Annotated in this window: 17 protein-coding genes; 3 read left to right on the plus strand and 14 right to left on the minus strand. The window is 56.8% G+C overall.

Annotated elements, in window-relative coordinates:
- Window positions 1–13 precede the first annotated feature (13 nt).
- The 9 genes from AC3ISR_RS28440 to mnmG all read right to left on the minus strand — a co-directional run bounded on the left by AC3ISR_RS28440 (window position 14) and on the right by mnmG (window position 7,155).
- A complete protein-coding gene (locus tag AC3ISR_RS28440; RefSeq protein WP_017528669.1) occupies window positions 14–550 on the minus strand; it encodes a F0F1 ATP synthase subunit delta in 537 nt (178 codons plus the stop codon).
- Window positions 551–562: 12 nt separating this feature from the next.
- The gene (locus AC3ISR_RS28445; protein WP_008439543.1) at window positions 563–1,033 is read right to left on the minus strand and encodes a F0F1 ATP synthase subunit B; all 471 of its coding nucleotides are present in this window, start codon (window positions 1,031–1,033) and stop codon (window positions 563–565) included.
- A 56-nt stretch (window positions 1,034–1,089) separates the two neighbouring features.
- The gene (atpE, locus tag AC3ISR_RS28450; protein ID WP_002555987.1) at window positions 1,090–1,347 is read right to left on the minus strand and encodes a F0F1 ATP synthase subunit C; all 258 of its coding nucleotides are present in this window, start codon (window positions 1,345–1,347) and stop codon (window positions 1,090–1,092) included.
- Between the two features lie 134 nt (window positions 1,348–1,481).
- Entirely contained in the window at window positions 1,482–2,351 is an 870-nt protein-coding gene (gene atpB / locus AC3ISR_RS28455; protein WP_192298125.1) for a F0F1 ATP synthase subunit A, read from the minus strand.
- Window positions 2,352–2,367: 16 nt separating this feature from the next.
- Window positions 2,368–2,775 (minus strand): F0F1 ATP synthase subunit I, encoded by a 408-nt coding sequence (locus AC3ISR_RS28460; RefSeq protein ID WP_010565865.1) that lies wholly within the window; start codon window positions 2,773–2,775, stop codon window positions 2,368–2,370.
- 148 nt (window positions 2,776–2,923) lie between these two features.
- Window positions 2,924–3,796, minus strand: coding sequence for a ParB/RepB/Spo0J family partition protein (locus AC3ISR_RS28465; protein ID WP_016970690.1), 873 nt, complete (start codon window positions 3,794–3,796; stop codon window positions 2,924–2,926).
- 9 nt (window positions 3,797–3,805) lie between these two features.
- Entirely contained in the window at window positions 3,806–4,603 is a 798-nt protein-coding gene (locus AC3ISR_RS28470; RefSeq protein ID WP_017736233.1) for a ParA family protein, read from the minus strand.
- Between the two features lie 18 nt (window positions 4,604–4,621).
- On the minus strand, window positions 4,622–5,266 hold the full coding sequence (gene rsmG / locus AC3ISR_RS28475; protein ID WP_463984027.1) for a 16S rRNA (guanine(527)-N(7))-methyltransferase RsmG: 645 nt from the start codon (window positions 5,264–5,266) through the stop codon (window positions 4,622–4,624).
- The gene (mnmG, locus tag AC3ISR_RS28480; protein WP_192298127.1) at window positions 5,263–7,155 is read right to left on the minus strand and encodes a tRNA uridine-5-carboxymethylaminomethyl(34) synthesis enzyme MnmG; all 1,893 of its coding nucleotides are present in this window, start codon (window positions 7,153–7,155) and stop codon (window positions 5,263–5,265) included. The genes rsmG and mnmG overlap by 4 nt, the downstream gene beginning before the upstream one ends.
- Before the next feature lie 562 nt (window positions 7,156–7,717).
- Here mnmG and AC3ISR_RS28485 point away from each other — a divergent pair.
- From AC3ISR_RS28485 to AC3ISR_RS28495, 3 genes are all read left to right on the plus strand, one after another.
- Window positions 7,718–8,224 carry a sigma-70 family RNA polymerase sigma factor gene (locus tag AC3ISR_RS28485; RefSeq protein ID WP_192298128.1) on the plus strand — a complete coding sequence of 169 codons (507 nt, stop codon included), beginning with the start codon at window positions 7,718–7,720 and terminating at the stop codon, window positions 8,222–8,224.
- Window positions 8,224–9,168 (plus strand): FecR domain-containing protein, encoded by a 945-nt coding sequence (locus AC3ISR_RS28490; protein ID WP_463984028.1) that lies wholly within the window; start codon window positions 8,224–8,226, stop codon window positions 9,166–9,168. The genes AC3ISR_RS28485 and AC3ISR_RS28490 overlap by 1 nt, the downstream gene beginning before the upstream one ends.
- A gap of 90 nt (window positions 9,169–9,258) precedes the next feature.
- Window positions 9,259–11,697 (plus strand): TonB-dependent siderophore receptor, encoded by a 2,439-nt coding sequence (locus AC3ISR_RS28495; RefSeq protein WP_489324541.1) that lies wholly within the window; start codon window positions 9,259–9,261, stop codon window positions 11,695–11,697.
- 19 nt (window positions 11,698–11,716) lie between these two features.
- Here AC3ISR_RS28495 and mnmE read toward each other — a convergent pair whose 3' ends face one another.
- From mnmE to rpmH, 5 genes are all read right to left on the minus strand, one after another.
- Complete coding sequence (gene mnmE / locus AC3ISR_RS28500; protein ID WP_192298131.1) at window positions 11,717–13,087, minus strand: tRNA uridine-5-carboxymethylaminomethyl(34) synthesis GTPase MnmE; 1,371 nt, start codon at window positions 13,085–13,087, stop codon at window positions 11,717–11,719.
- Between the two features lie 79 nt (window positions 13,088–13,166).
- Complete coding sequence (yidC, locus tag AC3ISR_RS28505; protein ID WP_192298132.1) at window positions 13,167–14,870, minus strand: membrane protein insertase YidC; 1,704 nt, start codon at window positions 14,868–14,870, stop codon at window positions 13,167–13,169.
- Between the two features lie 2 nt (window positions 14,871–14,872).
- Window positions 14,873–15,118, minus strand: a complete 246-nt coding sequence (gene yidD, locus AC3ISR_RS28510) for a membrane protein insertion efficiency factor YidD (RefSeq protein WP_192298133.1) — start codon at window positions 15,116–15,118, stop codon at window positions 14,873–14,875.
- A complete protein-coding gene (rnpA, locus tag AC3ISR_RS28515; RefSeq protein WP_226454760.1) occupies window positions 15,111–15,515 on the minus strand; it encodes a ribonuclease P protein component in 405 nt (134 codons plus the stop codon). Before rnpA ends, yidD begins: the two co-directional genes overlap by 8 nt.
- Window positions 15,516–15,531: 16 nt before the next feature.
- Window positions 15,532–15,666, minus strand: a complete 135-nt coding sequence (rpmH, locus tag AC3ISR_RS28520; protein WP_003213577.1) for a 50S ribosomal protein L34 — start codon at window positions 15,664–15,666, stop codon at window positions 15,532–15,534.
- Window positions 15,667–16,252: the final 586 nt, after the last annotated feature.

A 16,252-nucleotide genomic window follows, 5' to 3' on the forward strand; every position in this document is an offset into this window, starting at 1 on the left:
TGCCCCTTCAAACTCAAGATTTCAATGCTTCGGCAAGATTCGCGAGTTTGCCGCGAATCGAGCCATCGATAACCAGGTCGCCGGCGCGAATGACAACACCCCCAATGAGGGATGGGTCTTCCGCAACTTGCAGGCGCACTTCCCGGTCGAGTCGTGCACTGAGAACCTTGGCGAGTTTGTCTTGCTGTTCTTGGTTCAATGCAAAAGCACTGGTCACTTCAACGTCTACCGATTTCTCTTGCTCGGCCTTGTACAGGTCGAACAGAGCGGCAATCTCCGGCAGAAGCAGGAGACGGTCGTTTTCGGCAATGACGTTGATGAAGTTCTGTGCCTTCACATCAAACTTGTCGCCGCACACTTCAATAAAAGTGGCGGCCTTGTCTGCGCTCGTCAGTCGCGGGGCCTTGAGCACGCGCTGCATGGTGTCGTCTTGCGACACTGCTGCAGCCAGGCCGAGCATGGCTGACCAAGAGGCCAGCTGCTGGTGGGCCTGGGCGTGCTCGAAGGCTGCCTTAGCGTAAGGTCGGGCCAACGTGGTCAATTCTGCCATGATCGCCCTCGCTTAAATTTCAGCAGCCAGTTTGTTAACCAGCTCCGCGTGCGCGTTTTGATCGATTGTGGCACCCAGGATCTTCTCAGCACCGCCAACGGCCAGAGCACCCAGTTGGGCACGCAGCGCGTCTTTGACACCGTTCAGTTCCTGCTCGATCTCGGCCTGAGCCTGAACCTTCACACGGTCAGCGTCGATACGGGCTTTTTCAACAGCCTCTTCAACGATCTGGTTACCGCGTTTCTTGGCTTGCTCAATGATTTCGGCTGCTTGAGCTTTCGCTTCGCGCAGTTGTTGACCCGCTTTATCTTGGGCCAACTCCAGGTCGCGAGCTGCTCGTGCTGCAGCGTCCAGCCCATCCGCGATCTTCTTCTGACGTTCGTGCAGAGCTGCGATGACCGGAGGCCATACGAACTTCATGCAGAAAACGACAAAAATCAAGAACGCTAAGGACTGACCAATAATGGTTGCATTAATGTTCACGCCAATACCTCGCTCATTCGTTGCACAACACACCAATCACTCGAAAAGACGAGTGATTAACCGGCGAGTTGACCAACGAAAGGGTTCGCGAAGGTGAAGAACAGAGCGATACCAACACCGATCATGGTCACGGCGTCGAGCAGGCCGGCGACGATGAACATTTTAACTTGCAGCATTGGAACCATTTCTGGCTGACGCGCTGCGCCTTCCAGGAATTTGCCGCCCAGCAGGCCGAAACCAATGGCAGTACCCAGGGCGCCCAGGCCGATCAACAGTGCAACAGCGATAGCGGTTAGACCAACTACAGTTTCCATCTTTCCTCCCGACTTTTACGTCGTATGGTTTAGGTTTTTTAGATTTTAAAGCGGTAAAACAAATCGTTTCATAGCCCGGTAGGGCCTACCTTCCCGTTTTACCGGGAAGGACATCAGACTAGTCGAGACTGGTCTTAATGGTTCTCTTCGTGCGCCATCGACAGGTAGACGATGGTCAGCATCATGAAGATGAAGGCCTGCAGGGTGATGATCAGGATGTGGAACACAGCCCACGCCCACTGCAGAACAATGCCCAGGCCGCTAAGCCAGAGCAGGCCGCTGCCGAACATCACAGCGATCAGAATGAACACCAGCTCGCCGGCATACATGTTGCCGAACAGTCGCAGAGCCAGGGAAATCGGCTTGGCAACCAGAGTCACGAATTCCAGCAGGAAGTTCACCGGGATCAGCAGGGCTTGAACGAAGATGTTCTTGCTGCCGAACGGGTGCAGGGTCAGTTCGCCGATGAAGCCGCCGATGCCCTTGATCTTGATGCTGTAGAAAATGATCAACGCGAATACCGACAGGGCCATGCCCAGGGTAGCGTTAGGGTCCGTGGTGGAAACCGCACGGAAAGGAATGTGGTGATCGCCGGAGATCAGGATGGCCAGCTGAGGAATCCAGTCGACCGGGATCAGGTCGACGGCGTTCATCAGGAACACCCAGACGAAGATGGTCAGTGCCAGCGGTGCAATCACCGGGCTACGGCCATGGAAGCTGTCTTTCACGCTGCCATCGACGAATTCGACCAATACTTCAACGAAGTTCTGCAAAGCACCTGGCTGACCGGAAGTCGCCTTCTTTGCCGCCATGCGGAAAATGAAGACGAAGATCAGACCCAATGCGACCGACCAACCCAGAGTGTCCAGGTGGAAAGCCCAGAAGCCCATTTCTTTGGCCTCTGCTGCGGAGTGGGCAAAGCCCCAGCCGCCATTAGGAAGCTGACCGAAGGTCAGGTTCTGCAAGTGGTGCTGGATATAGCCCGAAGCGGTTGTTTCTGCCATGGTTGCCTCAAACGCCCTAAGGTTTCGAAAGTCTTGTTTTCATTAGCAGGGGAGCGAACCAGCTGACCAGTTGGGTCAACACGAAGACGCCGAATACAGCCAGCGGCGCCAATGGCTTCACACCTGCAAAGGTCAGTGCAAACAGCACTGCCGTCAAAATCAGTTTCCCTGCTTCGCCGGCATAAAATGACCGGACGATCGCCTGGGCTGCTCGGGCGCCGGAAAACCGAAAGGCCCTGTGAGCAAAATACATATTGGGCAGCAAGGCTATCAGGCCTCCGCAGAGTCCTGAATATCCGGCTACGACTCCATGCCAGTACCAAAGCGCCAAAGCGGCGATCAGCAAAATGACAAATTGAGCCAATAAAACCGGAAATACGGCCAAGCGATGGAACGGCAACGTGTTTGGCGTGCGGGTTTCCATCACTCTTGCTCCTCAATGGTCGGCTGCCGGAAATCAATAACTTGGCATAATTTGTGCCGACAAAATGCGCGCAGAGTATAGGGGCGGTTCTGCCCCTATTCAACTGTCGGGTAGTGATTTCCGATCACACGCTACATAAGCAAATGTTTCAGCGGATGTGGGCAAGGACGCCCTGAAGCTCATCGAGAGAGTTATAGCCGATGACCAATTGGCCTTTGCCCTTCTTGCCGTGGCGAATTTGCACCGCAGAGCCCAGCCGCTCGGCCAGGCGCTGTTCAAGACGGGCAATATCCGGATCAGGTTTGGCCGTTTCGACCGGTGCAGGTTTGCCGCTCAACCACTGGCGAACCAGGGCCTCGGTCTGACGAACGGTGAGCCCTCGTGCGACAACGTGTCGCGCCCCTTCAACCTGTTGATTTTCGGGCAAACCGAGCAAAGCGCGGGCATGCCCCATTTCCAGGTCGCCATGGGACAGCATGGTCTTGATGACTTCCGGCAGCGCGATCAGGCGCAGCAAGTTGGACACGGTCACGCGGGACTTGCCCACGGCCTCGGCCACTTGTTGCTGAGTCAGCTGGAATTCCTGCTGCAAACGCTGCAACGCGATCGCTTCTTCGATCGGGTTGAGGTCTTCACGCTGGATGTTCTCGATCAAGGCCATGGCGATAGCGGTTTCATCCGGCACATCGCGGACCATCGCCGGGATGGTCTCCTTGCCGGCCTGCTGGCTGGCACGCCAGCGGCGTTCACCGGCGATGATTTCAAAACGTCCGCCACCGATCGGGCGAACCACGATCGGCTGCATCACGCCCTGGGCCTTGATCGAATTGGCCAGTTCTTCCAGCGCCTGGGGGTCCATGTCCCGGCGTGGCTGGTATTTGCCGCGCTGGATCAGGTCCAGGGGCAGGTGCTGCAACTCGCGCTCGTCGGCCTGCACCGCTTGTTCTTCAAGCGATGTGACGGTCGGACCACTCAACAGTGCATCCAGTCCACGTCCGAGACCTCGTTTCTTGACGGCCATGGGGATTCCTTAAGTTGGCTGGGCTGCAGCGGTGCGTGAGTTGCGGCGTTGACGACGAACCATCTCGCCGGCCAGGGCCAGGTAGGCAATGGCGCCACGCGAGGATTTGTCGTACGCCAGCGCGGGCATGCCGTAGCTTGGCGCTTCGGCCAGACGGATGTTGCGCGGGATAACGGTGTCGTAGAGCTGGTCGCCAAAGTGTTCCTTGAGCTGCGCCGACACATCGTTCATCAGGCTCAGGCGCGGATCGAACATCGTGCGCAGCAGGCCTTCGATCTGCAGGTTCGGGTTGAGCAACTCAGCGATACGCTTGATGTTATCCACAAGGTCGCTCAAGCCTTCCAGCGCGTAGTACTCGCACTGCATGGGGATAATCACCCCATCGGCGGCCACCAGTGCGTTCAGCGTGAGCATCGACAGCGACGGTGGGCAGTCGATCAAGATGTAATCGTAATTCTCGCGGATCGGCGCCAGGGCGCTGCGCAGACGGCTTTCTTTCATCTGCATTTCCAGCAGCACCACTTCCGCCGCGGTCAAGTCGCGGTTGGCCGGCAGCAGTTGATAACCGCCGTGTTCGGAAAAGTGCATGGCCTGGGCCAGGTCGCACTCGCCGATCAGCAAGTCATAGACCGAGTTTTCCAGGCCGTGTTTATCCACACCGCTACCCATGGTGGCGTTGCCCTGTGGATCGAGATCGATCAACAGCACCCGGCGCTTGGTGGCGACCAGGGATGCTGCGAGGTTGATGCAGGTGGTGGTTTTGCCCACGCCACCTTTCTGGTTCGCTATCGCGAATACCTTAGCCATTCTTGCTTGTGTTCCCAATCATGCCGTGCGGCGCAGTATCAGCAGATGGCGTTGGCCTTGGCAACCGGGTACGGCCAAGGCGTGTTCGCTATCGAGGTGGAAGTCTGCCGGCAATGCTAACAGCTCGTCGCTTGGATGGACGCCCTTCATTGCCAGCCAGCGGGTGTCACGGTCGCCCAGGTGGCGAGTCCAGTTGCTGAAGTTGTCCATGCTGCTGAAGGCCCGGGAAACAATTCCGTTGAAAGGCTGTTCAGGCGTTAAGGCTTCGACGCGACTGTGGATAACTTGCAGGTTATCCAGCTTGAGTTCGAGTTTGACCTGGGTCAGGAAGCGGGTTTTCTTGCCGTTGCTGTCCAGGCAGGTCACTTGCGACTCGGGAAACAGGATGGCCAGGGGAATGCCCGGCATGCCACCGCCACTGCCAACGTCGAGCCAGCGGCCGTTTTCGATAAACGGCATCACACTCAAGCTGTCGAGCAAATGACGCGAAACCATTTCGTCCGGATCGCGCACAGCGGTCAGGTTGTAAGCCTTGTTCCATTTGATCAACAGGGCCAGGTAGCCCAACAGCAATTCGTGCTGGGCCGGGGTCAGGTCGACACCCAACTGGCGCGCACCTGTGGATAACTCTTCGGCATGTTGCGAGGTGACAGACGAACTCAAGCGCTTTGCTCCAACTGACGGCCCGCGCCGCGTTTTTTCAAATGAATCATCAACAGCGAAATGGCTGCCGGGGTCACACCGGGGATACGTGAAGCCTGGCCCAGGGTTTCCGGGCGAGTTATCCCCAGCTTGCTTTGGATTTCTTTCGACAGCCCGGAAATCCCGGTGTAGTCGATGTCCACAGGCAGCTTGGTATCTTCACTGGCGCGCAGACGAGCGATTTCGTCCTGCTGACGGTCAATGTAACCGGCGTATTTGGTCTTGATCTCGACTTGCTCGGCGACCTGTGGATCTTCTGCGCCACCGCCCGTCACTTCGACCAGACCAGCGTAGTCGATTTCCGGACGGGACAGCAGGTTCAGCAGGTTGTACTCGTGGGTCAGCGGCGTGCCGAATTTTTCGGCAATTGCGTCGCCCTGCTCGGTACCCGGGCGAACCCAGGTACTTTTCAGACGCTGTTCTTCCAGCGCAATGCTTTCGCGTTTTTTGCAGAAGGCTTCCCAACGTGCGTCATCGACCAGGCCCAGCTCGCGACCTTTTTCGGTCAGGCGCAGGTCGGCGTTGTCTTCGCGCAGGATCAGACGGTACTCCGCCCGGGACGTGAACATCCGGTACGGTTCCTGGGTACCGAGGGTAATCAGGTCGTCAACCAGCACGCCGATGTATGCCTCATCGCGACGCGGGCACCAGCTGTCTTTGCCCTGCGCGCGCAGCGCAGCGTTGGTTCCGGCCAGCAAACCCTGGGCGCCGGCTTCTTCGTAACCAGTGGTGCCGTTGATCTGGCCGGCGAAGAACAGGCCGCCGATGACTTTGGTTTCGAGGCTGTACTTGAGGTCACGCGGGTCGAAGTAGTCGTACTCGATGGCGTAGCCCGGACGCACGATGTGTGCGTTTTCCATGCCGCGAATCGATTGCACGATCTGGATCTGCACGTCGAAAGGCAGCGAAGTGGAAATGCCGTTCGGGTAAAGCTCGTGGGTAGTCAAACCTTCGGGCTCGATGAAGACCTGATGGCTTTCCTTGTCGGCAAAGCGGTGGATCTTGTCTTCGATCGACGGGCAATAACGCGGGCCGATGCCTTCGATCACCCCGGAATACATCGGCGAACGGTCGAGGTTCGCAGCAATGATTTCGTGGGTACGGGCATTGGTATGGGTAATCCAGCAGCTCACCTGTTTCGGATGCTGCTCTTTGGAGCCCATGAACGACATCACAGGTATCGGCGTATCACCGGCTTGTTCGGTCATCACCGAAAAATCCACAGAACGCCCGTCGATACGCGGCGGGGTCCCGGTTTTCAGGCGGCCGACACGCAGCGGCAATTCACGCAGGCGTTTTGCCAGGGCAATCGACGGCGGATCACCGGCGCGACCACCGGAATAGTTCTGCATACCGATGTGGATAAGTCCGCCCAGGAACGTACCAGTGGTCAACACCACGGATTCTGCGAAGAAACGCAGGCCCATTTGGGTGACAACACCGCGCACCTGGTCCTGCTCGACGATCAGGTCGTCCGCGGCCTGTTGAAATATCCACAGGTTCGCCTGGTTCTCCAGGGTTTCGCGCACGGCCGCCTTGTACAGGATGCGGTCGGCTTGTGCCCGGGTAGCGCGCACGGCCGGGCCTTTGCGGCTGTTGAGCACGCGAAATTGAATACCACCCTTGTCGGTAGCCATGGCCATCACGCCGCCGAGGGCGTCGATTTCTTTGACCAAGTGGCTTTTGCCGATCCCGCCAATGGCGGGGTTGCAACTCATGGCACCGAGGGTTTCCACGTTGTGCGTAAGCAACAGGGTTTTTACGCCCATACGTGCTGACGCCAGTGCTGCCTCGGTACCGGCATGACCGCCGCCGATGACGATCACTTCAAAACGGGAAGGGAAATCCACCACGCACCTCGTGCCTGCTTATGTAGGTAATCAGGAATTGTCTGTTGAAAGAGATTTAGAGCTTTGGCGGCAAGTATAGGGACTTAGCCCTTCCTAAAGAACCCTTTGCACAAAATTTAACCAGCTGTGGATGAATCACAGACAATAGAAATTAAAAGAGAGAAATTTATTAAATCTTTGTTTTTATGTTTATTTCTACTGAGCCACCTTTCTGTGGATAGATCTCTACAGGCCGTTATTTACTTTGTGTACAGCGATTCAAAAGTCTGTGGTCATGTGCCAATGAGGCCGTTGGATAAGTGCTTTAAGCCTGTGGATTAAACAGGTGGTTATCCACAGACGGGTTTATCTTCAGTTTTCAAGCCCTGTTATCAACTGGGCACAGGGGCGGTTATTCACAGGGCTTAATCCACAGAAACAGACGAATCGCGGCATATTTGGCGCATGGGGAAGCCACCGAAATCTTTCGATTCGGTGAGAGTTCTGGAAAAAGAGACCTATTGTGAGAAACCACAGTGCAGTTAATAATAGCGATTATCATTAACCTGTCTTGTCGCGCCCTATGTCCCCTCCTTCACACATGGCCGCCGTCCAACACATCTACGAGCAGCACCATTCGTGGTTGCAGGGATGGCTAAAAGGCAAATTGCATAACGCCTGCGATGCGGCCGACGTGGCACACGATACGTTCGTGCGTATTCTGGGTGGACGGCATGCGGCACAGATCCTGGAGCCGCGAGACTATCTAGCGACCATCGCACGGGGCTTGGTGATCGATCGTTATCGCCGCCACGCCATCGAACAGGCCTACAAACAAAGCCTGGCCGAACGCCCTGAAACCTTCGCAATCAGTGAAGAAGACAAGGCAATCATCATCGAAACCCTAGTGGCTGTGGATAAAGCCCTGTCTGGCCTGGGGGAGCGAGCACGTCGGATTTTCATGCTGTCACAAATACAGGGCCTGACTTATCAACAGATCGCCGATCAACTGCAGGTTTCCCTGACCACTGTGAAAAAGCACATGATCCGTGCGCTGACCGAGTGCGCGCTGATCATGGCCAGCCTCTGATGTCCGCCCCCGACCGCAAAGCCTTCGAGGCAGCCGCCAGTTGGTATGTGCAGTTTCAGGCACAGCCGCCGACCCCTAGCGAACGACATGCCTGGCAACAATGGCTCAATGGCGATCCTTCCCACCAGGCCGCGTGGAACCAGATGGAACGGTTACAACGCAGCCTCGGTGCCCTGCCCCAGGACGTTAGCCACAGCGCATTGTCGACCCTCGAACAACGGCGACAGGTACTCAAGTGGATGCTGGTACTTGGCGGTACGGGGTATGTCGGATGGAACGTTCAGCAACACACTGACCTGCGGAATATCTGGGCCGACTACCGTACGACCCTGGGCGGCCGGCGGCGTATCGAACTGGCTGACGGCACACGGATCGATCTCAATACCAGCACCGCGATTGATGTGGCATTCGATGGGCGCCAGCGTTTGATTCGCCTGCGCGAAGGTGAAGTACTTATCAACACCGGCAAGTCGGGTGGGCAGACACCGTTCTATGTTGAAACCCGCCAAGGACGAGTGCAGGCATTGGGGACGCGATTTACCGTGCGCCAACTGGCGGGCTCCACACGAGTCGGTGTGCTGGAGGACAAGGTGAACATCTCGCCTGCGGATCAACCTGAACACAGTCGATTGCTTGGCGCCGGCGAAAGCGCTGACTTCGATCGACAAAATGTCGGACCCAACCAACGCTATCTTCGTACACAAACCGCTTGGATCGACGGCCAGTTGATCGTCTTGGACGCACGGCTCGGTGACGTCATCGACGAACTCGCCCGCTATCGATCCGGTGTCATCAGATGCGATTTGGCGTCGCAACACCTGCGCGTTTCCGGGACTTTCCGACTGGATGCCACCGACGCAGTGCTGGCTAACCTGCAGGCGACATTGCCGATCCAAGTGAAGTACTTCACCCGTTATTGGGTGTCGGTGCAGCGAATCGGCTGACTGAAAAATAATCCACAAGGGGGTTATCTTTTTTCAATCTGTCGCGGCCCTACAGGTAATTACGACGCAACCTTCAGGGCTTACCCACACATGCGCCTTCCTTCCCAGCTTCGCCAGCGACTGTCCCGCCACGGCTTTTCATGCGGTTTACTGTTAAGTACTGCCAGTGCCGTCGGTGTTTTCCTGCCTACCTGTGTGATGGCCGCGAGCGCGACGCAGCACTACAGCATTGCCGCTGGCCCGCTGGATAACGTCTTGAGCCAATTTGCCGCCAGGGCCAATGTCATTCTCTCTTTCTCCCCGCAACAGACTGCGCATTTGCGCAGTCCTGGATTGGATGGGGATTACTCAATAGAACAGGGTTTTGCACTGTTACTCCGCGAATCTGGCCTACAGGCCGTCGCGCAGGCGCCTGACAGTTATGTATTACAAGCCGCGCCGACCGGGGAATTGACGTTGGCACCTACCACCGTCAGTACTTATCAACAGGGTGGTTTTTATCAGGAGATTGCCGGGGACGTCGGTTACAAAGCGCAAAACAGTCGAATCGGCACCAAGACCAGTACGCCTTTGTCGGAAACGCCGCGTTCTGTATCGGTGGTCACCGGCCAACGTATCAAGGACCAGAAATCCCAGACCCTGACTGAAGTCCTCGGTTATGTACCCGGTATCTTCGCGCCGCCTTTTGCCGCAGGCGATGGTCTGGCGGGTGACCTGTTCTTCATTCGCGGGTTTAACGCCACCGATTACGGCTACGGCTTGCTGCGCGATGGCCTGCGTGTACAAGGCAATCGGTACGACACCACCAGCGAGCCCTATGGCCTGGAGCGTGTGGAAATCTTCCGGGGGCCCTCTTCTCTGCTCTACGGCGAAAACGCCCCCGGCGGCCTGGTGAATCTGGTGAGCAAACATCCAACCGCCACGCCACAGGGCGAGGTGCAACTGGGTTACGGTTCGAATAACCGCCGCCAACTGGGTGTGGATATTTCCGGCCCACTCACTGACGCCGGCAATATCCTGGGGCGCGTGGTGATGCTTGGTCGCAAGTCCGACACCCAGACCGACCATGTGCCAGATGATCGCCTCTACATTGCGCCGTCCCTGACCCTGAATTTCGACGATTACAACTCCCTGACGCTGTTGGCCAACTACCAGAAAGACCACACCAACCTGGAACTCGGCCTACCCGCCGCCGGCACTTTGCTGACCAACCCGAATGGGAAATTGTCCAAGCACACCCTGCTCGGCGATCCGGACTGGAACACGTTTGAGCGGGAAGCCTGGAGCACCGGATACGAATTCAGCCACAGCTTCAACGACGAATGGCAGTTCCGCCAGAACTCGCGTTACATGCAGTCACGCATCAACCGTCATGAGACCTGGCCCGGAGAGTTGAACAACCGCGGCTTCGGCACCCAGTTGAACATGAATGCCTACGACCGCTACAACAAGTCGATGGTGTATTCCCTGGATAACCAGTTGGAGGGGAAATTCCAGCTGGGCGACCTGGAAAATACTCTACTGTTCGGCGCCAGCTACGATCGCACCTCGTTCAACCAGGACTGGGACGCCGGGTTTGCCGGGACCATCAATGTGTATAACCCGGTGTACCTGCGCGAACCGACCACACCGCTCGCCATCCAGAACACCTTGCTGGAACAGCAGATGAAAGGGGTTTATGCACAGATCCAGAGTAAGTATGACCACTGGTTGTTCTTGCTCGGCGGCCGTCAGGACTGGGTCGACAGTGATTTCCGCGACAAGGTGAAGCCCTCGACCGACTCCAGCACCACGGAACAGAAGTTCACCTACCAGGGTGGCGTGATGTACCAGTTCGACAACGGCCTGACGCCCTATGTCAGCTATTCCACAGCATTCGTGCCGGTGCAGCAGATCTCGGTGGCGGGCTCACCGCTCAAGCCGATCACCAGCCGGCAATACGAAGTGGGTGTGAAGTACGAGCCGATTGGTTGGGATACGGCGATGACATTATCGGTGTATGACTTGCGCAAGGAGGACGATACCTACCTCGATTCCACCACCAACACGTACCGCCAGGTGGGTGAAAGCCGTGCCAAAGGTGCCGAGGTCGAGATCAACAGCAACATCTCGCCCAACCTCAACGTGACAGCGGCCTACACCTATACCGATGCACGGATTACCAAGGATTTCGCCGGTTCGCTGGTTGAGGGGCGCCAGATGACGGGGGTTCCGCGCAATCAAGCCTCGGTGTGGGGTAAATATCGCGTCCTCGATGGCCAGCTCAAAGGCCTGTCCTTTGGTGGCGGTGTGCGTTACTTCGATAGCGCGTTTTCCTACAGCAAGCCGAGCTTGTACGGCAAGCTCGACCCTGGAAGCGTCACATTGGTGGATGCGGTTGTGGGTTATCAGATCGACCCGCACTGGTCGGTGGACCTGAACGCCAAGAACCTGTTCGACAAGGAATATGTCTCGGGTTGCAACGATGCGGGGCGTTGCTATTGGGGTGACAGCCGTACCTTGCTCGGTACGGTGTCCTATAACTGGTAAACCGCTGTGGATAACTCGGCTATTTGCCGATGCAGAAACTGGAAAAGATCCGTCCCAACAAATCATCGGAGCTGAATGCGCCGGTGATTTCCCCCAACAGCTGCTGCGCCTGACGTAAATCTTCGGCCAACAGCTCTCCGGCACCCGCCAGGGTCAACTGCGCGCGACCGTGCTCCAATGCCGCGCTTGCATGGCGCAACGCCTCCAGGTGCCTGCGGCGCGCGCTGAAGCTGCTTTCGGAGGTCTGCTCGTAGCCCATGCAGGCCTTGAGATGTTCGCGTAGCAACTCGAGGCCATCACCCGCCGACTTGGCGCTCAAGCTGATAGTGACGTGGCCATCCTCGCTGGTTTCCATGGCAATCGCCTCACCCGTGAGGTCGGCCTTGTTACGGATCAACGTGACCTTGGCCGGGTCCGGCCGCTGTTCGAGGAATTCAGGCCACAGTGCAAAAGGGTCCACAGCTTCAGGCGCGGTGGCATCCACTACCAGCAACACGCGGTCTGCTTCACTGATGGCCTTGAGTGCCCGTTCCACGCCGATCTTTTCCACCTGGTCATCGGTATCACGCAAACCGGCAGTGTCGACCACGTGCAACGGCATGCCATCGATGTGGATATGTTCACGCAGGATGTCGCGGGTAGTGCCGGCGATCTCGGTGACGATAGCTGCTTCGCGCCCCGCCAGGGCGTTCAGCAGGCTGGATTTGCCCGCATTCGGGCGCCCCGCGATAACGACCGTCATGCCATCACGCAGCAAGGCGCCCTGCCCGGCTTCGCGCAGCACTGTGGATAACTCTTCACGGACTTTATCCAGCATCGCCAGTACGTGGCCATCGGCAAGAAAGTCGATTTCCTCTTCCGGGAAATCAATCGCCGCCTCGACATAGATGCGCAGGCTGATCAATTGCTCGGTCAAGTTATGCACACGCAGGGAAAACGCCCCCTGTAACGAGCGCAGCGCATTGCGCGCCGCCTGTGCAGAACTGGCCTCGATCAAGTCGGCAATCGCCTCGGCCTGCGCCAGGTCGAGCTTGTCATTCAAGAACGCACGCTCGCTGAACTCTCCCGGCCGGGCCAATCGGCAACCCAATTGCAGGCAGCGTTGCAACAGCATGTCCAGCACCACCGGGCCACCGTGGCCCTGCAATTCCAGGACATCCTCGCCGGTGAACGAATTCGGCCCCGGGAAGTAAAGCGCCAGGCCTTCGTCCAACACACTGCTGTCAGCATCCAGGAACGGACCGTAATGGGCATAACGCGGTTTCAGCTCCCGCCCGCTGATGGCTTGGGCCGCCACGCCAGCGAGTGGCCCGGAAATACGCACAATACCGACGCCGCCGCGCCCTTGAGCGGTAGCGACAGCAGCGATGGTTTCACGAGGAGCGCTCATCGGCAGGTTCCAGAACAAAAGTGACGGAAAGCAAAACGCCCCACTAGGGGGCGTCTTGAGTGGTTATCCACAGAGTAAATTACGCCTCGGCTTTTTTGGTAGCCGCTTCGATTTTACGCGTGATGTACCACTGTTGAGAGATCGACAATACGTTGTTGACCACCCAGTACAGCACCAGACCAGCTGGGAACCACAGGAAGAAGAAGGTGAAGATGATTGGCATCATTTTCATTACCTTGGCCTGCATCGGGTCCGGCGGAGTCGGGTTCAGACGCTGCTGGATGAACATGGTCGCGCCCATGATGATCGGCAGGATAAAGAACGGGTCTTTGATCGACAGGTCAGTAATCCACAGGATGAACGGCGCCTGACGCATTTCCACACTTTCCAGCAGAACCCAGTACAGCGACAGGAACACCGGCATCTGTACCAGAATCGGCAAGCAACCACCCAACGGGTTGATCTTCTCTTTCTTGTACAGCTCCATCATGGCCTGCGACATTTTCTGCCGGTCATCACCATGCTGTTCTTTCAACGCGGCCAGTTTCGGGGCCACGGCACGCATGCGCGCCATCGACTTGTAGCTGGCTGCCGACAGTGGGAAGAAGATCCCCTTGATCAGCATGGTCAAGAAGATGATCGAGAAGCCCCAGTTGCCGACGATGCTGTGGATATGTTGCAGCAACCAGAAAATCGGTTGGGCAATGAACCACAGGATGCCGTAGTCCACAGTCAGTTCCAGACCTGGGGACAACTCTTTGAGTACAGCCTGGCTTTTCGGCCCGGCGTACAGAGTGGCGCTGGTTTCAGCCTTGGCACCTGGTGCGACGGTCAACGCCGGGCCAGTGTAGCCAATGATGTAGTTGCCTTTGGTGTCCTTGCGCGCCGCGACCAGGTTGTTCTGGCCAGGCTGGGGAATCCACGCGGTCACGAAGTAGTGTTGCAGCCATGCAACCCAGCCACCGTTCACGTTGTAGGTGATCGGTGCCTTTTGCTTGTCTTCGGCTACCTTGTCGATATCTTTCATCGACACTTTTTTGTACGGCTCCGAACTTGTCCACAGGGCAGCGCCCAGGTAAGTCGCGGTGCCCGTCGCGGTGCTGGAAGACGGATCGGAGCTGGCATCACGCTTGAGCTGGGCAAACATCGCACCGGTCCAAGGTTGAGCGCTCTGGTTGTCGATCAGGTAGGTGACAACAATGTCGTACAGGCCGCGTTTGAGTGTGAACCGCTTGATGTAGTTGACGCCGTCCTTGCTGAACTTCAAGTCAACGACCAATTGGTTCTGGCCATCGGCCAGTTGATAACTCTTCTTCTCCGAGGAGAAAACCGGACGACCGGTAGCGCTTGCATCGGGACCGTTGGTGCCGATCAAGCCACTTTGAGCCTGGTAAACGCGCTCGCCACCGTTATCGAACAACTGGAATGGAATTTCCGGGTGATCCTGACGGCGTGGGTACAGCGGAAGTGTCAGCTTGGCAACATCGCCACCTTGCGGGTCGATAGCCAGGTCCAATACATCCGTTTTGACCTGGATGAGGTCCGTGCTAGCGGCAACTGGCACTTCGGCAGGGGCATTGGTTTCGCCCGCGGCACGTGGAATGTCATCACTGGCGGCAGTGTTGGTGCCACTCACTGTATCGGGAAGCCCCGCTGGAACAGCATTGGCAGCAACATTCTGAGTCGGCAGGGCAGCTTGGCCGTAGTCCTGGTTCCAGTTAAGGACCATGACGTAGGACACGATTGCCAGGGCGACGATCAGGATCGTGCGTTTAATATCCATGATTACTCGGCCATCGAAGAAGAACGGGAGGTAGGGATAGGTGGAACCGGGTCATAACCACCGGCATTCCACGGATGACAGCGACCTAAACGACGAAAGGTCAGCCAGCCACCGCGCAGAAGACCATGATTTTCTATGGCCTCTAACGCGTAGCAGGAACAACTGGGGTAGAAACGACAGTGGTTGGCCATCAGAGGACTAATGGCATAGCGATAAAACTGGATCGGAACGATTGCCAGTTTACGCATCAAGGCTGTCTACCCCTACAGTTTCGGTGCTGACTGCTGGTGCTGGCTTGCTGGTGCGAGCCAAACGTTTCCAGAGCTTGCCGAAATGCTGAATCAATTCGGGGTTTTCTACATCCCCCAAGCCTTTGCGCGCGACGATAACAATATCCCAACCAACCAGAGTGTCCTGGTGGAGGCGAAACGATTCGCGCATCAGACGCTTGAGGCGATTGCGCTCAACGGAGAGCTTTACGCTCTTCTTGCCGATCACCAACCCGAGACGGGGGTGATCCAGATCGTTGTTACGCGCAAGGAGCAGGAGATTTTTCCCCGGAACCTTGCCGGTGGGGGAGTCAAAGACTGCCTTGAAGTGCCGGGGGGTAAGCAGACGCTTTTCCCGACTGAAGTCCTGACTCACCGCAGGTACCGGATTATCAAACTGCCAGACGTGCACGACCTTTGGCGCGACGACGCGACAGGACAGCACGGCCGTTCTTGGTAGCCATGCGAGCACGGAAACCGTGGGTGCGGGCGCGTTTGATGGTGCTTGGTTGGAAAGTACGTTTCATGGCGTTGTTACCTGGTTCGTCCACAACGGGCCGGAATGGCCCCCGTTTTAAGAGACCGGCGATTCTAGAGAAAGCAAGCCTCTAGGTCAATTTCCAACCAGCTTTTCCTTCAATTAGATCTCTATAGGCCAATTCGCCGTTTCCTGTTCGCCAGGCGTTCATGAGCAATGCCATAGATATAAAAATAAAGAAGGAAGTTATTTAAAGCTTTTCTGTAAAGCTTATAAAAGCTAGGCACGCCATCCTCTGTGGATAACTACCTCCAGGCCATATTCCACCTGATGTACAGAGAATGACAACACGGGGGAGAAACTGGGCTCTGCCTGTGCTGCACTGTCGGATAAGCTGTGGGTGGAATGGGTTGTTATCCACAGGCCAGTTACCCACAGACTTTCGCCCCCACTTGTACAACGAGCTTAGGCACGCTTATCCACAGAGCTTATGCACAGACCATTGGTCGCATTTTTTGTGCTTAACACGTTGATTTTGGCTGCCCTGTGCGCAACCTACATGTGGATAAGTGGGCGGCTCGCCGCTACAATGGCGGCTGTTTTTGCCTCACCGGCTTTCAACTTAGGGGATATCC

It is taken from the genome of Pseudomonas sp. GL_117 (assembly GCF_057835125.1).

What these genes read in the sequence shown, in the direction of transcription:
- AC3ISR_RS28440 (WP_017528669.1), bottom strand. Translation starts at nt 550, where the DNA reads ATGGCAGAATTGACCACGTTGGCCCGACCTTACGCTAAGGCAGCCTTC.
- atpE (WP_002555987.1), bottom strand. Translation starts at nt 1,347, where the DNA reads ATGGAAACTGTAGTTGGTCTAACCGCTATCGCTGTTGCACTGTTGATC.
- atpB (WP_192298125.1), bottom strand. Translation starts at nt 2,351, where the DNA reads ATGGCAGAAACAACCGCTTCGGGCTATATCCAGCACCACTTGCAGAAC.
- AC3ISR_RS28460 (WP_010565865.1), bottom strand. Translation starts at nt 2,775, where the DNA reads ATGGAAACCCGCACGCCAAACACGTTGCCGTTCCATCGCTTGGCCGTA.
- AC3ISR_RS28465 (WP_016970690.1), bottom strand. Translation starts at nt 3,796, where the DNA reads ATGGCCGTCAAGAAACGAGGTCTCGGACGTGGACTGGATGCACTGTTG.
- AC3ISR_RS28470 (WP_017736233.1), bottom strand. Translation starts at nt 4,603, where the DNA reads ATGGCTAAGGTATTCGCGATAGCGAACCAGAAAGGTGGCGTGGGCAAA.
- AC3ISR_RS28485 (WP_192298128.1), top strand. Translation starts at nt 7,718, where the DNA reads ATGTCCCCTCCTTCACACATGGCCGCCGTCCAACACATCTACGAGCAG.
- AC3ISR_RS28490 (WP_463984028.1), top strand. Translation starts at nt 8,224, where the DNA reads ATGTCCGCCCCCGACCGCAAAGCCTTCGAGGCAGCCGCCAGTTGGTAT.
- AC3ISR_RS28495 (WP_489324541.1), top strand. Translation starts at nt 9,259, where the DNA reads ATGCGCCTTCCTTCCCAGCTTCGCCAGCGACTGTCCCGCCACGGCTTT.
- mnmE (WP_192298131.1), bottom strand. Translation starts at nt 13,087, where the DNA reads ATGAGCGCTCCTCGTGAAACCATCGCTGCTGTCGCTACCGCTCAAGGG.
- yidC (WP_192298132.1), bottom strand. Translation starts at nt 14,870, where the DNA reads ATGGATATTAAACGCACGATCCTGATCGTCGCCCTGGCAATCGTGTCC.
- yidD (WP_192298133.1), bottom strand. Translation starts at nt 15,118, where the DNA reads ATGCGTAAACTGGCAATCGTTCCGATCCAGTTTTATCGCTATGCCATT.
- rpmH (WP_003213577.1), bottom strand. Translation starts at nt 15,666, where the DNA reads ATGAAACGTACTTTCCAACCAAGCACCATCAAACGCGCCCGCACCCAC.